Source organism: Chimaeribacter arupi (genome assembly GCF_002858805.1).
In the GTDB taxonomy this organism is placed as follows: domain Bacteria; phylum Pseudomonadota; class Gammaproteobacteria; order Enterobacterales; family Enterobacteriaceae; genus Chimaeribacter; species Chimaeribacter arupi.
In genome coordinates this window covers 75396-91575 of sequence record NZ_PJZI01000008.1, presented here as the reverse complement: position 1 = coordinate 91575, position 16180 = coordinate 75396, and the positions used below count along the sequence as shown (strand labels likewise).

Sequence of the window (16180 nt, the reverse complement as noted above, 5' to 3'; positions counted from 1 at the left end):
GTATGTTGGCTATAGTTACTTTTTAGCCCATAGCCTGAGGATGTGAGTAAATGGAACCGATGAACGTAGCACGTATTGCGGCTTTTTCTGACAGATGGCAGGGCGGTAATCCGGCAGGGGTGATGATTACGGATGCCCTGCCGGAGGCGGCCGAGATGCAGCGGATTGCCGCAGAGGTGGGTTATTCCGAGACGGCGTTTCTGGCCCCGCAGGACGACGGCTGGCGCATCCGGTATTTTGCCCCGGAGATTGAGATCCCTTTCTGCGGCCACGCCACCATTGCTGCCGGTGCGGTACTGGCCACCCGTTTCGGGCCGGGACGCTACCGGCTGTTTCTGAACAATGGGGAGATAAGCGTGGAAGGTGACAGCCAGTCGGGGCTCTCTGCGGCGGCCCTCGACTCCCCGCCGACCCGCAGTGAAGCGGCCCCGGCGGCCCTGGTGGCAGAAGCGCTGGCGCTGTTCGGCTGGCAACAGGAGGATCTGGATGCACGCCTGCCGCCGGCCCTGGCTGAAGGCGGCGCCCGCCATCTGGTGCTGGCATTGCATGACCGCGAAACCCTGCGGGCGATGCACTATGATCAGGCGCAGGGCAAGGCCATGATGGAAGCGCACGGCATCACGACGTTCTGCCTGGTGCATGCCGAAAGCCCGACCCGCTTCCATGCCCGTAACCCGTTTGCGATCGGCGGGGTGTATGAAGACCCGGCCACCGGCGCGGCAGCGGCTGCGCTCGGCGGCTACCTGCGTGATATCAACTGGCCGCACGGCGGCGAGGTGGACATTATTCAGGGCGAAGATATGGGTATGCGCTCGCTGCTGAACATCCGCATCAGTGACGAGCCGGGCGGCAGCATCCGCGTGGCCGGTACTGCCCGGCCAATGGACAACACCGCCATCAATGTGGCGTAACACGCCCGCCTCCTGCCAAGACTTTTATGGCGGCCCTTGTTCCGGGGCCGCCATTTCCTAAAGAAACGTTTAACGTTTACCCGCCCCTGCCTGTGTCTATGTCATCGTCTGGCATGGAAAAATTTTCACCGGCCGCGCGGCTATTTTTTACAAGAACACGTAACAGGTTAATTAAATTTATTTTCGTATAAATAAAACCATGATTAATTCAGCAATGGGTTTCTTTTTTTAAAACGCTTGTTACACTCCCACCCCGTTCTAAACCGCTAGCAGGCTCGTTATTCTAATTAGATTTTATTTAACCCGATAATGTTTAGCGGGAAGATCCTATCTTCATCCTCTTTTATTAACATGTGCCAACAAGATGCCACCCCTTTAATAAAAGGAATGATGATTAAATTAAGCGCAGAACCCCCCACCATGATGATCGGTGGCAAGACGAAAACTGACTTCGCCTGACATAACTTTCAGGACGCCAGGGCACGGAATATGGCGTGGCCGGGCAGTTGAAGGCTCGTGAGTAAACAATTCAGAGACTGGATTCACGGTGTTGATGCGCCTGATTGACGTGAATAATAACGCGCCAATCAGGCTGATATAGCGCAATAATGTACGCGTTTACTTATTCCCTTACTGACGGAAGCCACCTTCAGCCAGTGGTTTTATTTTTGCGCATTCAGAATTTTTTGATATGACGCCACCGGCTATCTCACATTTTCTTTTAGCAGATATAAACGTCAGGCAAACATCATTTTGACGGGCTATCCCGGATGCAGTTATGAAAAATAATTATCTCAGGCTGACGCTGTCTGCACTTTTTATGGCGGCAGTCTCCTCCTTTTGTATCGTGGCCCGGATTAACCCGCGTGTACCGGCTGGCCATCAGCCGGAGAAGTGGGGTGACCCCGGTGCGGAATTCCCGGCCTTCGCCCTGAAGCGGGTGACATTGTCACAAACGCGGGGTGAAGGCTGACCATGCCCGCTTACCTGATTACTGCCTATTTCTTTGCCGGCGGGCTCCTATCCTCTGTATTCCGCGGCTGGCGATGGTTCACCGGGCTGCGCTTCAGGCTGGCACGGGTGCTGCTGCGGCATGTCCATTACCGCTGGCTGTTCAGGCTGGCGCATCTGGCGCGCGCGTTGGGCCTGACGGAAAAAGCACAGCGTTACCGCAGCCTGGTCGCCCAGGAAAACTGCCGCTGTTTGCTGGGTGATGCCCAGCCGCTGGATTTCACCTGGGTGGCGCAACGGCGCGTGATTCTGGAGATCGCCGCCACCTGGGCGCAAAACCCGGCGTTTATGCGCGAGATTGAGGCGTGCGCGGCCCGGCTCAACCAGGTGCTGCAACCGCTGCTCGACACCAAAACGCCGATCATCCTCGCCCCGATGCATAACGTGTCAGACATTGTTGCCGTGATTGTCGGTGCCAAAGCGATCGGCCTGCCGCTGACGGTGATCGTCTCCTCCAATGCGGATGTCTATCACCCGCAGGAGCGCCAACAGGCCGGGCTGGAAAACATCAGCTATTGCTCCATCCACGCCCCGGCCGAAGGGCGCGCCTCACAGCTGATGAACGACCTGCCGGCGTGCGCCTCAGGGGCGCGGGCCATGCTGCTTTTTCCCGATATGGTGCAGGAGTATACCCAGACGGCAGCCAGCGGCGAGATGGGTGCCTACCCCTGCCGCCTTTTTGGCCGCCCGGCCTCCCTGCATAACGGCATCGTCCGGTTGTCTCGGGCCATTTCGGCCCAGGTGGTGTTTTACTCCCTCTCCTTCGACAACGGCCTGGCTATCTCCATTGACGCGCCCGTGCCCGCCCGGCAACTGCCCCAGCGGATGCCGGAAATCATTGAGGATGCCCTTCGCCGCTATCCCGGCGAGTGGTTGTTATGGCATCTCCACTCCCTTTTTTTTACAAATCGAGTCCCATGAAAAAAACCATTATTCCCGGCATGGTTTTGCAAAGTGAAGCCAATGAGTGCGGCCTGGCCTGTATCGCGATGCTGGCAGAAACCCAGGGCGTGGATACTTCCCTGGAAATGCTGCGTAAAAGCTACCCGGCCTCTGCGCACGGCATGACCATGAAACAGCTGTGCGACGTCCTCCAGGATCTTGCGATCCCCCATTACCCGGTAAAATTTGACTTCTCCGAACTGGAGGCGCTGCCCCTGCCGGCGATCCTGCATTATGGCGAAGGGCATTACGTCGTCCTGGCTTACTGCCGCAACGGCAAACTCTGTGTGATGAACCCGGCGCTGGGGCAACAACTGCTGCCCGCGCAAGCGCTGAAACAGGCGATCAGCGGCTACGCGGTGGTGGTGGCCCCGGCGGAAGCGGCGGAAGAAAAAGTCCGGGAAAAAGCGCGTGAAAAAGCCGCCACCGCCCTGAAGCGCCGCCGTCGGCTGGCCTTTATGAGCCTGAAGGAGACGGCAGGCATCCGCGGTATTTACCGGCTGATGCTCATTACGTTTTTGATCTCACTCTCCCTGTTTATCATGCCGATCATGGTGAGCAGCGCGATTAATGACGTCTACACCTCACCCACCACCAGCGATTTCCCCTACGGCCTCTACCTGCTGGTGTTTGTGGCCTCCTCGCTGCTGGCGCTGGGGGTGAGGCTTATCAGTGAGCGCTTTATCAAACGCTTTGTGGTGATCGCCAGCCAGAACGGTTTTTCGCGCCTGCTGGCCAACTCGCTTAACTTTTTTGAAAAGCGGGCGCCCGGTGAGATCTATAGCCGCTTTATCTCCTGGCAAGGCACGCATGGGCAGAAAATTGAACTGGATAACGGCCTGCGCACCCACTGGGTGATTGTGCTGATCGCTTTCGTGATCATGGCGTATATCAGCCTGCCGCTGGCCCTGCTCTCGCTTGCCGGGATTACGGTAATGGGCCTGATCAGTGTCTGGGCGATGGCCCGCGACCGCTATTACACCCAGGCATTAGAAGAGTACGGCGCGAAACAGAATGATTTCATTATGGAGAGCATCCAGGGTTACGCGACCATCAAATCCGCCGGGCTGATGCAGCAACGCAACATCGCCTATGCCGGCCACTCCGCAACGCTGTTTGAAACCGCCCGGCGCAAGAATATCTACGAAACCATCAAAAATACTATCTACCAGCTGGTGAGCAGCCTGGAGATGGTGTTCTTTATGCTGCTGGCGCTGCCGCAGCTTAAAGATGGGAGCATTTCGCTCGGTGCATTCTTTGCCTACAACTTTATCCGGCAAATTTTCGCCAGCTATGTCACCACCCTGTTCTTTGCCGTGCTGGAGAAGAACCGCATCAGCATCATTGACAAGCGCGCCGCGGATCTCTTCTCGGCCGAGGCCCCGCCTGCCGCAGGTTCGCTGCCGCCGGTTACGCCGGACACCCCGTTAACCTACCGGGATATCGGTTTCCACTATGAGGGCGAGCCGCAGCCGGTGCTGGCGCACCTCAACCTGACGGTGATGCCGGGTGAGTGCCTGGCGGTGGTGGGTGAATCCGGGTGCGGCAAAAGTACGCTGCTGAAGATTATCACCGGCTTACTCGATCCCCAGCAGGGCACGATTGAAGCCGGCGGGCAGCCGCTGAGTGCCGAACACCGTAACCGCCTCTGTTTCCTGCAAAGCCAGGAGGACATCCTGTTCAGCGGCAGTATGCTGGAAAACATCACGCTGTTTACGGACGTGCCCCCGGCGCGGCGGGCTGACATTGACGCGATGCTGGCCTGGCTGAACCTGCAAGAGGTGGTGGCGCAGTTGCCGGGCGGGCTGAACGCCCTGGTGCGTGAAAGCCACTCCGGCCTCTCCCTCGGCCAACGGCAGCGGCTGCTGCTGGCGCGCGCGCTCTACACCACCCAGCCCATCCTGATGCTGGATGAACCCACCGCCAACCTGGACGCCGCCACCGCGCACCAGGTGATGGCGGGCATCGTTGACCAGTGCCGCCGCCAGGGCCGCACGCTTATTGTGGTGACGCACAGCGCCGCATTATGCCCCCTGTTCGACCGGACGCTGTTGATGGAGCACGGCGCACTGGCTGAGCAGGCCGCCCCGGTGGCAATGGAGCGTGCCTCATGACGCGCCGCGGGGTGTGGTGGGGCGGCAGTGCCCTGATCGCGCTGGCCCTGTGCGGCGCGGCGCTGATGGTGCCGGGCACAGATGACAGCGCCCCGCAGGCGCTCTCTGCGCAGCCGGTGACGCGGGGCGACATCGAGCAATGGGTCATGGCGACCGGCGTGCTCAAGCCTTCGGCGCAGGTCAATGTCGGGGTGCAGGTCAATGGCCAGCTGAAAAAGCTCTATGTGAAACAAGGTGAGAGGGTCAAAACCGGCCAGTTGCTGGCGGAAATTGACCCGACCTTGCAGCAGAACGATCTGCGTAACGCCAAAGCGGAGCTGAACAGTGCACGGGCGCAGAAAATCAGCGCTGAAGTCCTGCTGAAGCAGTATGAGAAACGGCTGCGTCGTGAGCAGAAGATGGCGCGCGAAAGCGCGGGCGTGCCTGCCCAGCTGGAAGAGGCCGAAGCGCAATACTACGCCCAGCGTGAGCAGATCAAAATTTCGCAGACGCAAATCACCCAGGCCGAAGTAAATGTCGAAACCGCCGAGGCCAACCTGGGTTATACGCGCATTGTCGCGCCGATTGACGGCGAAGTGCTGGGCATCATCGCCAAAGAGGGGCAGACCCTGGTCTCCTCCGACTCCGCGCCCACGCTGATGGTGCTCGGCAATCTGGATGTGATGGAGGTGCATACCCGCATCTCGGAAACCGACATCCTGAAAGTGCAGGCGGGCCAGCCGCTCTGGAGCTATGTGCAGGCTGACCCTGACACCCGTTATGACAGTACGCTGGACTATATCCAGTCCATCCCGGAAGAGGCGTTGCAGCAGCAGGCGGACAGCAGCAGCGGCGGCGGCGGGCAGCAGCAGGGGGCGGTCTATTACAGCGCCCTGTTTACGCTGAAAAACCCGGCGCGCCGGTTGAAAACCTCCATGACGGCGCAGGTCTTTATCCGTACCGCACTGGCGAAACAGGTGCTGCGCCTGCCGCTGAGCGCGCTGGGCACGCCCCTCGCGCCGGATCGCTATCAGGTCAGCGTCATCAAAGAGGGCGTGCCGCAGGCGCGTGACATCACCGTCGGCATCAGCGACCGTAACCTGATTGAGGTGAAATCCGGGTTGCAGGAAGGGGAACAGGTCGCCCTGGTGCAGCAGGAGGGGGCGGCATCGTGAGCACCCCCCGCTATGCGATTGAATTACGGAAAGTCTGCCGCACCTTCCGCTCGGGTGATGAAACGCTCGAGGTGCTGAAAGAGGTTGATTTGCGCATCCGGCCGGGCGAAATGGTCGCCATCATCGGCACCTCGGGCTCGGGCAAATCTACGCTGATGAACATCATCGGCTGCCTCGACACCCCCTCCCGCGGCGCCCTGTTCATTCATGGCGAACCGGTGGCGGAGGCCGGCCAGGAAAGCCTGGCACGGCTGCGCAGCCGCCATATCGGGTTCATCTTCCAGCGCTACCACCTGATCCCGTTCCTGACGGCGCAGGAGAATGTGCTGATCCCGGCCCAGTACCGCGCCTGGGATGAAGCCACCCGCGACAGCCATGCGCAATTCCTGCTGCGCCAGCTCGGCCTGGCCTCGCGGGAGAACCATTTACCGTCGGCGCTTTCCGGCGGGCAGCAGCAACGGGTCAGCGTTGCCAGGGCATTGATGAACGGCGCGGACATTATCCTGGCGGACGAGCCGACCGGCGCGCTGGACAAAGCCAGCGGCGAACGGCTGATGGCGATCCTGAAAGCGCTGCACCATGCCGGGCGCACGGTGATTATCATCACCCACGATCGCACCGTGGCCGAACAGGCTGAACGCATCATTGAAATCGATGAAGGCGTCATCACCCGCGACACGCCCTGCGCCCCGACGAAAAGCGAACCGCTGGTTATGCCTGAACCGGGCATCCTGCCGCCTGCGGGCCTGGCACAACGGTTGAAATGCGCCATGCAAATGGCCTGGCGCGCCCTGATGGGCCACCGGGTACGCGCCCTGCTCTCCATGCTTGGGATCATCATCGGCATTACGGCGGTAGTGATCTCGCTGGCGATGGGCGAAGGCGCACGGCAACAGATTTTAAAAGAGATCGGCGCACTGGGTGCGCAGACCCTGGAAATCCTGCCCGGCGAAAGCCTGGAGAAACAGTTCACTTCCCATCCCGCCCCACTGACGCTGCAAGATGCCGCGTTCCTGCACGCGCAGCCGGGCATCGACAGTGTGTCGCCGTTGCTCCAGACCTTCGCGGTGGCGGCCGCGCAGAAAAAATTGCAGGACGTGATGGCCAGCGGCGTCGATACGCCCTATTTCCATGTACGGAATATCACCCTGGTCAGCGGGCGCGGCTTCTCGCCACGGGATATGTCCGGCAGCGAACCGGTGGCGATTATCGACACCACCCTGCATAAAACGCTGTTCCCGGAGGGTTCTCCTGTGGGACAGGTGATTGGCGTCAACGGCATCCCTTTCCGCGTGATCGGCGTGGCGCGTGGCGCAGAAGCGGGCTACGTCGGCGGGCAGGCAGAACTCTGGATGCCCTACACCACGCTGACCCGCCGCCTCAGCGGTGAGCAGCCGTTCAGCAAACTGGTGGTGCGCATCGCTGAAAGCCGCAATGTGGTGCAGGTGCAGCAACAGGTTGAACAGGCGCTTGCCCAGGTGCGCGGCAAACGGGATTTCCATACCCGCACCAACGAACGCCTGGGCGAAGTGATGGAGAAAACCTCCCGCTCGCTGACGCAACTGATTACCTCGATTGCCGCCATCTCTTTGCTGGTGGGCGGCATCGGCGTGATGAACGTGATGCTGGTGTCAGTCACCGAGCGCATTTATGAGATCGGCATCCGGCTCTCCGTCGGTGCCCGGCCTGTGGACATCATGCTGCAATTTTTGATTGAGGCAGTGGTGATCTGCCTGCTGGGCGGCGTTGCCGGCATTCTGCTTTCGCTGGCGGCCGCCAGGGTGGTGCCGCGCATCCAACCTGAGTGGGTCATGGTCGTCACCTGGCCCCCGATCCTGCTCTCCTGCCTGTTCTCCGTGCTGATTGGCGTGGTGTTCGGCTTTTTCCCGGCGAAACGGGCGGCAGGGCTTAACCCGGTGGAGGCCCTGGCAAAAGAGTGAAACGTACACTGAACCTGGGATGGGCGCTGTGCCTGGCCGGTTGCGGCACCCTCACCGAAAGCGACTACCAACGCCCCGACCTCGCGTTGCCCGCCTGGCAACAGCAGGACACCGGCAGCGAATACCTGCAACACAGCGGCCGCTGGTGGCAGCAATTCAACGACCCGACGCTCTCCGCCATTATTGAGCAGGCGCTGGCCGCCAATAATGATTTGCTGCAAGCCGGGCTGCGCCTGAAGCAGGCGCGGCTCCAACGCGAACTGACCGCAGGCAACCTGACGCCGTCGGTATCGGCAGGCGGCAATGCCGGTAACAGTAAATCACTGAAAGAGGATCGCGAACCCTACGAAAGCTACAGCGCCTCACTCAACCTCGACTATGAGCTGGATGTGTGGGGCAAACTGGCCAGAACGCGCGATCAGGCGCAATGGGAAGCGGAAGCCAGCGCGCAGGATCTGCAAGAAACCGCGCGTGTCCTGATCGGCACCACCGCCCAGTTCTACTGGCAGATCAGCCAGTATAACCACCAGCTTGAGCAACTGGCCCGGATCCAAACGCTGCGGGAAGAAACAGAGCACCTGGTGCGCGCCCGCTATGAAGCCGGGAATGAAGCCCGTGAGGGCGTGTTGCAGGCGGAACAGCGGGTGCTGGAAGGTGCCAATCAGATCCACCATGTGCAGGCAGAACGCGAAAAAAGCCGTGATGCGCTGGCCCTGCTGCTGGAGCGGCCGCCCAGCCAGCCGCTGCCGGAAGGCAAACCGGCGACCGATGCCGTTCCCGTCACCGTCACACTTTCGGCCCCGCTGGACATCATTGCGCACCGGCCGGATGTCCAGGCCGCGGAGTGGCGGTTACGCGCGGCGCTGGCCGGTTCCGACGCGGCACGCCTGAGCTTCTACCCTACGCTGTCGCTGAGCGCGGCCCTGAATGCGGGCAATGCGCTGTTCCGCCAGTGGTTCGATAACCCGGCGCGCACGCTGGGCACCACGCTTTCGCTGCCGTTCCTGGAGTGGAACAAGGTGCAGCTCACCGTGGAACACGCGCAGATCAGCGTCCGGCAGGCGTCGCTTGAATTCCGCAACAGCGTGTACCGCGCCTTGTCCCAGGTGGCGGATGCGCAGGCAGAACGGCAGGCCGCCGTACAGAACCTCACCTTTTTGCAAAAGAGCGTGACGCTGAACCAACAGAGTGCCGACCTGACCCGCAGCCGCTATCTGGCGGGTGCCGTTCCCCTGAGCGAATGGCTGGCGGCACAAGAAAATCTCTTCACCAACCATATCAATCTGGTCGATGCCCGGATCCGTTACCTCAATGCCACGCTGACACTCTGCCTGGCAATGGGCTATGACGGCCGCGATGTGCTCCCTGACCAGGCAAAAGGACCATAAGATGAGTACACCATCACGCCGGGTTGTCGTCACCGGTTACGGCGCGGTCACCCCATTGGGAAACAGCGCGGAACAGAGCTGGGCCGGGATTATGGCCGGGCACATCGGTTATCGGCGGGTTGACCGGCAGGCCGCCGGGATCGCGTCGCACTTTTATGGGCTGGCCGACCCAAAACCGGACATCGCCTTTTTACCGGCCGCCATCCGCCGCCGCCTGCCGCGCTTCGCGCAATTGGCGCTGGTGTCGGCCCGTGAGGCAATGGCGATGGCCTTCGGCGACAGGCCGGTGGCTGAGGTTTATGACCCGCTCGCCTGCGGCGCGATCATCGGCACCGGCTGGGCCGGGCTGGATGAGGCGCTGGAAAATTATGACCAGTACCAGCAGACCGGCATGGGGTCGATGTTCGGGTGCTTTCTGACCATGCCCAACGTTGCCACCGCCGCCTGTAGCCAGTTCTGGGGGCTGCGCGGTTACCAGGCTACTCCGGTGGCCGCCTGCGCCACCGGCACCCTCGCGATTGGCGATGCGTTTGAGGTGATCCGCAGCGGGCGCGCTGACATGATGCTGGCGGGCGGCGCGGAATCGCTGACCAAAGACAACTCCATCTGGAATATCGATGTCCTCAAAGCGCTGACACCGGAACAGGATGATCCGGCGCGCGCCTGCTGCCCCTTCAGCCTCGACCGCAGCGGGTTTGTGCTGTCAGAAGGCGGCGCGGTGCTCTGCCTGGAGGAGCGTGGGGCGGCGCTGGCACGCGGTGCCGCGATCCTGGGTGAAATTACCGGCTACGGCAACTATTCAGACGCCGTCAACTTTACCGCCCCGGCCGCGGACAAAATCCCGCGCACCAAAGCCATCCGGGCGGCGCTGGCGCAGGCCGGGCTGGCCCCGGAAGCGCTCGGCTACATCAACGCCCACGGCACCTCCACGCCGCTCAACGATCTTAATGAGTCCGATGCCATCAAAATGGCGCTGGGCGATGCGGCCTATACCATCCCGATCTCCAGCACCAAGAGTTACACCGGCCATATGATCGCGGCGGCGGGCAGTTTTGAAGCGATTGTCTGCCTGAAGGCGCTGGCCGAACAGGTGATGCCGGCCACGGCCCATCTCCGCCGCCCTGACCCGCAGTGCGATCTGGATTACATTGCCGAGGGCCACCGCGCCGCCCGCTTTGACCATACTTTGAACCTGAGCTTTGGGTTTGGCGGCGCGAATGCCGCGTTAATCCTGTCGCGGGGCCAGGCATGATCCGCTACACCGCGGCGCATATCCGCCACTGGACCACCTTTTCCGGGGATGACAACCCTGTCCACTACGATGCCGGTTTCGCCCGGCGGCTGGGGCTGACGCAGACGCCGATCCAGGGGATGCGCGCGCTGCTGGATGTCAAGGCTGCGCTCAGCACGCCCGCCGGGAAACGAAACGACCCGCCGCAAGCCTGGCATTTCACCAGCCGGTTGCGCGCGCCGATCTACTGCTGTCAGCCCTATCAGCTCAGCGTGGAGCAGACCGCCAGGGGCGTCAGCGCCAGGTTGCTCGATGCCCAGGCGCAGCCCTGCATCAGTGCCTGCCTGGCCGGCAGCACCCCTCCGGCGTTACAACCGGGGCTGGCCGTCAGGCAGTGCGCTCTGGGTGATACCGCCGTGCTGCCGCCGGGTCTTCCCGCCTGGGTCGCGCTGGACGCCCTGTTGTTCCGCGAGCTGCTGGCCTCGCCCGAAGTGATGCAAACCGTGCATGACATCCTGCCGGAATTGCAGGCCACCACCCTGCCGGACGTGATGCCGCAACTCCCGCTGATGCAGACCCACAACGAGGCCTCATTTTCTGCCGCCCTGCTGGACACCCCGGCAGGGGCGGCAGGGGGTGCCGCCGTGGATTACGCCGTGCTGCCCGCCCTGGTGCTGGGCGACCGGCAGCGCGGTTTTATCTTGCGCCTGGGTATTCAGGCCAGCCTGGGCACACAGGCCATGACGCACTTTATTTCGCTGAAAACCTGGCCCGCCCCATTCCAACACCAAGGAGATTACGATGACTGACTACACCACCCTCTACACCACCATTGCGGACACCCTGTGTGACGCCAAAGACCTCGACCCGGCCACGCTGGACGCGGATATGCCGCTGGCGGCGCTGAAGCTGGACAGCCTGGACTATGTGGAGCTGATGGTACTGCTGAAACGCGAGTTCGGCCTGACGCTGGAAGCCGATCTGTTTGTGCAGAACCCAGGGCTGACGCTGCGCCAGCTTTGCCAGCATTTTGCCGGTGAGGAGGCCTGAGCCATGACAGGGAGCTGGGTGCTTGTCACCGGCGGCAGCCGGGGCATCGGCGCGGCGCTGGTCACACGGCTGTCACGCCGCATGAACGTTGCATTTACCTGGCGGCAGAGTGAGCAGGAGAGCCGTGCGCTGGAGCAGGCGGGCGGCGCAGGCTGGGTGAAGGGCTTCCGGTGTGACGGCCGCGATGAGCAGCAGGTGACCGACACCGCCCAGGCGTTGCTGGCACAGTACGGCGCACCGGCGGCGATCATCCACAACGCCGGCATCTGCCGGGACGGGCTGCATATCCACCACGCGACCGAGAGCTGGAACCTGACCCTGGACACCAACCTCAACACGGTGCTGTTCTGGCATCGCGTGCTGCTGCCGGCCATGATGGCGCAGGGCCACGGCACAGTGCTGTTGATGTCTTCCATTACCGGCATTCACGGCAACACCGGGCAAACGGCGTATGCGGCCAGCAAAGCGGCGATGATCGGCATGGGGCGTTCGCTGGCGCATGAGCTGGGGCGTTTCGGCATCCGGGTTAACAGCCTGTTGCCGGGGTTGATTGAGACGGACATGACCGCCGCGATGCCCGCGCATAAGCGGGAAGCCCTGCGCAAAAGTATTCCGTTGCGGCAGTTTGGCCAACCGGATGATGTGGCCCAGGCCGCGGAGTTCCTGATCGGTGAGGCCGGCCGCTATATCACCGGCCAGACGCTGATCATTGATGGCGGCCTGACCGCCTGATCCGGCTTGCGGCAGTGATGCCGACAGGCACCGGCGCACCTTTTGTACCGGTTAATACCTCTGGGAAATACCTCTGGGAAATACCTCTGGGCATAAAGCCGCACAGAATAAAAAATGCGGCTGAATAATAACGCCATGTTTGGCGGTTTCTCGTTGGCGCAGCCTGGGCTGCCCCTTTTCTGCCCTGCCCCTGACGTTTTACTCCGGCAAGAGAGAACAGCAGGATGCAGGGCTTTTTTTCGCCTGCTGTTTGTCCGCACGCTCACCCTTGTGTGTCAGTAAACCCTGCCCGCAGGTAAGCAGCAAATTCCGTGACCGCACGCGGCACCTGCGCGCTCCACGGCCGCACGATATACAGGTTTTGCGCAAACACCCCGACCGGCTGCCAGCCGGCCAGCAACGGCACCAGCGTTCCCGCCTCTAACGCCGACCGGGCGCTGAAGTCCGGCAGCAGCGCGATGCCCATCCCGGCGATCGCCGCATCCCGGATCGACTCACTGTTATTGGTGGCGAACATGCCGCTGACCGGCACCGTGACCGGCGATGCTTCGTGCAGCATGTTTTGCTGCGCCTCTTTTTCTTCTGAAACAAAGGCCCAGCCCGGCTGCTCGGTGCCGCGTGGGTAGTAGAGGCACTGGTGATCGGCGAGCTGTTGCGGCGTGTCCGGTGTGCCGTGGCGGCGGAGGTAGTCCGGCGCGGCGACCACCAGCGTGCGCGTGGCGCAGAGCCGCTGGGCGACATGCGTCTCCGGCAGGGTGTCACTGTGGCGGATCGCCAGATCAAACCCCTCTGCCGCCAGCGACACCAGCCGGTCGCTGACTTCAAGCTGCACCCGCACCTGCGGATAACGGCGCATAAAGCCGATGATGTGCGGCACCAGTTGCTGGCGGGCGAAGGCCACCGGGGCCGTTACGCGCACCCGCCCACGCAGCGGCCCCTGGGCATCCCGGATGCCGATAAAGCTGCGCATAATCTCCGAGAACGGCGCTTTCAGCTCCTCCACCAGTTTCTGCCCGGCGTCGGTCAGTTGCATGGTACGGGTGGTGCGGCGCACCAGCGGCACCCCGGCCAGCTGCTCCAGCTCTTTGATTTTCTGGCTGACCGCGGCTTTGCTGACGTCCAGCCGTTCCGCCGTGCGGGTAAAACTGCCCTGCTCCGCCAGCACCGAGAGCCAGTGCAGATGTGTCCAGAGGGCGTCGGGTTTCAAGTCTTTCATCGGCATTGTTCAATAGAGTGAATAATCAGTTCAAGGATAGCGCTTTTTCCCGCCGCATTCTTGCTTTACGCTGGCCTTCCGTTATCCCGTTGAACCTGAATGCACATTGTGAGGTGACCCATGCCGTTATTGATGTTTGACGTCCTTGAAGGGCGCAGTGAAGCTGAAACCAAAACTATGCTGGACGCCGCGCACCGTGCCGTATTGACGGCGTTCAAGGTGCCGGCGCGCGACCGTTACCAGATTGTTCACGAAAACAAAGCTTACCAGATGGTGATTCAGGACACCGGCTTAGGGATTGAGCGCACGGAGAAGGTGGTGGTGTTGCGGGTCTTTACCAGCCCGCGCAGCCCGGAACAGAAAGCGCTGTTCCTTACCGAGCTGTGCCGTGAACTGCACGAGCACTGCGGCATCCTCCCCAGCGACGTGATGGTGTCATTTATCAACAATGACCGTTCCGACTGGAGTTTCGGCAACGGCGTGGCGCAATATCTGACGGGTGAGCTTTGACGCCCACGACGACCAGACAGACAACAAAAAGGGACGGTATGCCGTCCCTTTTTTTACGCTGTTGCAGTCAGCGCGCCCCGACGAAGCCACCGGTCTGGTGACGCCACAGGCGGGAGTAGAGGCCCTGCTCGGTTTGCAGCTCCTCGTGGTTGCCCAGCTCGACAATCTGCCCCTCTTTCATCACCACCAGCTGATCCATTTTGACGATGGTGGAGAGCCGGTGGGCGATGGCGATCACCGTTTTGCCTTTCATCAGGGTGTTCAGGTTTTCCTGAATCGCCGCTTCGACTTCAGAGTCGAGTGCCGAGGTCGCCTCATCCATGATCAGGATCGGCGCATCTTTCAGCAGCACACGGGCGATGGCGATACGCTGGCGCTGGCCGCCGGAGAGTTTGACGCCGCGCTCACCCACATGCGCGTCCAGCCCGGTGCGGCCCTGATCGTCAGTCAGGAACGGGATAAACTGATCCGCGTGCGCCCGTTTGATGGCGTGCTCCAGCTCCTCTTCCGTCGCGTCGGGCCTGCCGTACAGCAGGTTATCGCGGATGGAGCGGTGCAACAGCGCCGTATCCTGGGTGATCATGCCGATTTGCGCGCGCAGGCTCTGCTGGCTCACCTGCGAGATGTCCTGCCCGTCAATCAGGATACGGCCGCCGTCGAGGTTATACAGGCGTAACAACAGGTTAACCAGGGTGGACTTGCCGGAGCCGGACGGGCCGACCAGGCCGATTCTCTCGCCCGGTTTGATCACCAGGTTGAAATCCGGGATTAACGGCGTGCCTTCGCGGATGTAGTTGAATTTCGCATGTTCGAAGCGGATTTCACCCTGCGTGACCACCAGTTCCGGCGCGTTCGGCTCGTCAGTGACGCTCACCGGCTGGGTCAGGGTTTCCAGCCCATCCTGCACCATCCCGATATTACTGAAGATGCCGTTGACCACCCACATGATCCAACCGGACATGTTCACCAGCCGCAGCATCAAACCGGTCGCCAGCGCAATCGCCCCGACAGTGATGATGTTCTGCGTCCAGAGCCACAGCGCCAGCGCGGTGGTGGCGACAATCAACAGCCCGTTCAGGGTGCTGATCACCACATCCATACTGGTAACCAGACGACTGGTCAGCTGGGCTTTGTGGGTCTGCTCCTCCAGGGCGGTGCGGGCGTAATCCTGTTCGAGGTTTTTATGCGCAAACAGCTTGAGGGTCAGGATGTTGGTGTAGCCGTCCACAATGCAGCCCATCAGGCGTGAGTTGGCATTGGAGGCGGCAACCGAACGGTTTTTAATCCGCGGCACAAAATACGCGAGGCTGATGGCATAGGCCACAATCCACACCAGCAGCGGAATGATCAGCCGCCAGTCCGCCTCGGCGAACAGCACCATTGACCCGATGGCGTAAATCAGCACATGCCAGATCGCATCCACCGCCTGAACAGCGGAATCGCGCAACGCATTGCCGGTCTGCGTAATGCGCTGGGCGATGCGGCCGGAGAAGTCATTCTGGAAGAAGCGCAGGCTCTGCCGCAGGATATGGTTATGGTTCTGCCACAGGATCATGCTGGACATGCCGGGGTTGATGTTCTGGTGGATAAGCAGGTCATGCAGGGCGATAAACAGCGGCCGCAGGATCAGCGCCACGATCAGCATCCAGATCAGCTCGCCGCTGTGCTCGCTGAAGAATCGCTCCGGCGTAGTGTCGCGTGTGAGGTCAATGATGCGGCTGAGGAAGTCAAACAGCACCACTTCCAGCAAGGCGCTGATAAGCCCAACGAACATCAGGCCAAGGAAACTGGGCCAGACCTGACGCAAATAGTAAAAATAAAATGCCCAGACCCGGTTCGGCGGCGTCTCCTTCGGGGCCGGTTTAAAGATATCAATCATCCTTTCGAAGCTGCGGTACAACATATTACGCCTCTCATGTCATGTGCGGATTTTATCAATTACGCAGTGCTGAAGGCCGCCTGCGGCCTCAAAAGTGACGTT

Annotated in this window: 14 protein-coding genes; 12 read left to right on the top strand and 2 right to left on the bottom strand. The window is 61.3% G+C overall.

Annotation, left to right across the window (positions count from 1 at the left end):
• Nucleotides 1-50 precede the first annotated feature (50 nt).
• The 11 genes from CYR52_RS06860 to CYR52_RS06810 all read left to right on the top strand — a co-directional run bounded on the left by CYR52_RS06860 (nt 51) and on the right by CYR52_RS06810 (nt 12473).
• Nucleotides 51-911, top strand: a complete 861-nt coding sequence (locus tag CYR52_RS06860; RefSeq protein WP_072928165.1) for a PhzF family phenazine biosynthesis protein — start codon at nt 51-53, stop codon at nt 909-911.
• Nucleotides 912-1689: 778 nt separating this feature from the next.
• The gene (locus tag CYR52_RS06855; protein ID WP_101828258.1) at nt 1690-1884 is read left to right on the top strand and encodes a hypothetical protein; all 195 of its coding nucleotides are present in this window, start codon (nt 1690-1692) and stop codon (nt 1882-1884) included.
• Nucleotides 1885-1886: 2 nt separating this feature from the next.
• The gene (locus tag CYR52_RS06850) at nt 1887-2843 is read left to right on the top strand and encodes an ABC transporter (protein WP_101828257.1); all 957 of its coding nucleotides are present in this window, start codon (nt 1887-1889) and stop codon (nt 2841-2843) included.
• Nucleotides 2840-4978 (top strand): peptidase domain-containing ABC transporter, encoded by a 2139-nt coding sequence (locus CYR52_RS06845; protein WP_101828256.1) that lies wholly within the window; start codon nt 2840-2842, stop codon nt 4976-4978. Before CYR52_RS06850 ends, CYR52_RS06845 begins: the two co-directional genes overlap by 4 nt.
• Nucleotides 4975-6132: an efflux RND transporter periplasmic adaptor subunit gene (locus CYR52_RS06840; RefSeq protein ID WP_101828255.1), complete on the top strand. Its 1158-nt coding sequence runs from the start codon at nt 4975-4977 to the stop codon at nt 6130-6132. The genes CYR52_RS06845 and CYR52_RS06840 overlap by 4 nt, the downstream gene beginning before the upstream one ends.
• A complete protein-coding gene (locus tag CYR52_RS06835; protein ID WP_101828254.1) occupies nt 6129-8072 on the top strand; it encodes an ABC transporter permease in 1944 nt (647 codons plus the stop codon). The genes CYR52_RS06840 and CYR52_RS06835 overlap by 4 nt, the downstream gene beginning before the upstream one ends.
• Nucleotides 8069-9460: an efflux transporter outer membrane subunit gene (locus CYR52_RS06830; RefSeq protein WP_101828253.1), complete on the top strand. Its 1392-nt coding sequence runs from the start codon at nt 8069-8071 to the stop codon at nt 9458-9460. Before CYR52_RS06835 ends, CYR52_RS06830 begins: the two co-directional genes overlap by 4 nt.
• A 1-nt stretch (nt 9461) precedes the next feature.
• Nucleotides 9462-10712 carry a beta-ketoacyl-[acyl-carrier-protein] synthase family protein gene (locus CYR52_RS06825; RefSeq protein WP_101828252.1) on the top strand — a complete coding sequence of 417 codons (1251 nt, stop codon included), beginning with the start codon at nt 9462-9464 and terminating at the stop codon, nt 10710-10712.
• The gene (locus CYR52_RS06820; RefSeq protein ID WP_101828251.1) at nt 10709-11500 is read left to right on the top strand and encodes a hotdog family protein; all 792 of its coding nucleotides are present in this window, start codon (nt 10709-10711) and stop codon (nt 11498-11500) included. Before CYR52_RS06825 ends, CYR52_RS06820 begins: the two co-directional genes overlap by 4 nt.
• The gene (locus CYR52_RS06815; RefSeq protein ID WP_101828250.1) at nt 11493-11741 is read left to right on the top strand and encodes an acyl carrier protein; all 249 of its coding nucleotides are present in this window, start codon (nt 11493-11495) and stop codon (nt 11739-11741) included. The genes CYR52_RS06820 and CYR52_RS06815 overlap by 8 nt, the downstream gene beginning before the upstream one ends.
• A 3-nt stretch (nt 11742-11744) precedes the next feature.
• Complete coding sequence (locus CYR52_RS06810) at nt 11745-12473, top strand: SDR family NAD(P)-dependent oxidoreductase (RefSeq protein WP_101828249.1); 729 nt, start codon at nt 11745-11747, stop codon at nt 12471-12473.
• A 262-nt stretch (nt 12474-12735) separates the two neighbouring features.
• Here the strand turns inward: CYR52_RS06810 and CYR52_RS06805 are convergent, their stop codons facing one another.
• Entirely contained in the window at nt 12736-13689 is a 954-nt protein-coding gene (locus CYR52_RS06805; protein ID WP_101828248.1) for a LysR family transcriptional regulator, read from the bottom strand.
• 120 nt (nt 13690-13809) lie between these two features.
• On the opposite strand from CYR52_RS06805, the gene CYR52_RS06800 reads away from it, so the two are divergent.
• Complete coding sequence (locus tag CYR52_RS06800; RefSeq protein ID WP_101828247.1) at nt 13810-14199, top strand: tautomerase family protein; 390 nt, start codon at nt 13810-13812, stop codon at nt 14197-14199.
• Between the two features lie 67 nt (nt 14200-14266).
• On the opposite strand, the gene CYR52_RS06795 is transcribed toward CYR52_RS06800, so the two are convergent.
• Entirely contained in the window at nt 14267-16102 is a 1836-nt protein-coding gene (locus CYR52_RS06795) for an ABC transporter ATP-binding protein (RefSeq protein ID WP_072928185.1), read from the bottom strand.
• Nucleotides 16103-16180: the final 78 nt, after the last annotated feature.

Coding starts and splice junctions, on each gene's coding strand:
- CYR52_RS06815 (WP_101828250.1), top strand. CDS start 11,493: ATGACTGACTACACCACCCTCTACACCACCATTGCGGACACCCTGTGT.
- CYR52_RS06805 (WP_101828248.1), bottom strand. CDS start 13,689: ATGAAAGACTTGAAACCCGACGCCCTCTGGACACATCTGCACTGGCTC.
- CYR52_RS06795 (WP_072928185.1), bottom strand. CDS start 16,102: ATGTTGTACCGCAGCTTCGAAAGGATGATTGATATCTTTAAACCGGCC.
- CYR52_RS06845 (WP_101828256.1), top strand. CDS start 2,840: ATGAAAAAAACCATTATTCCCGGCATGGTTTTGCAAAGTGAAGCCAAT.
- CYR52_RS06850 (WP_101828257.1), top strand. CDS start 1,887: ATGCCCGCTTACCTGATTACTGCCTATTTCTTTGCCGGCGGGCTCCTA.
- CYR52_RS06855 (WP_101828258.1), top strand. CDS start 1,690: ATGAAAAATAATTATCTCAGGCTGACGCTGTCTGCACTTTTTATGGCG.
- CYR52_RS06860 (WP_072928165.1), top strand. CDS start 51: ATGGAACCGATGAACGTAGCACGTATTGCGGCTTTTTCTGACAGATGG.
- CYR52_RS06825 (WP_101828252.1), top strand. CDS start 9,462: ATGAGTACACCATCACGCCGGGTTGTCGTCACCGGTTACGGCGCGGTC.
- CYR52_RS06820 (WP_101828251.1), top strand. CDS start 10,709: ATGATCCGCTACACCGCGGCGCATATCCGCCACTGGACCACCTTTTCC.
- CYR52_RS06800 (WP_101828247.1), top strand. CDS start 13,810: ATGCCGTTATTGATGTTTGACGTCCTTGAAGGGCGCAGTGAAGCTGAA.
- CYR52_RS06810 (WP_101828249.1), top strand. CDS start 11,745: ATGACAGGGAGCTGGGTGCTTGTCACCGGCGGCAGCCGGGGCATCGGC.
- CYR52_RS06840 (WP_101828255.1), top strand. CDS start 4,975: ATGACGCGCCGCGGGGTGTGGTGGGGCGGCAGTGCCCTGATCGCGCTG.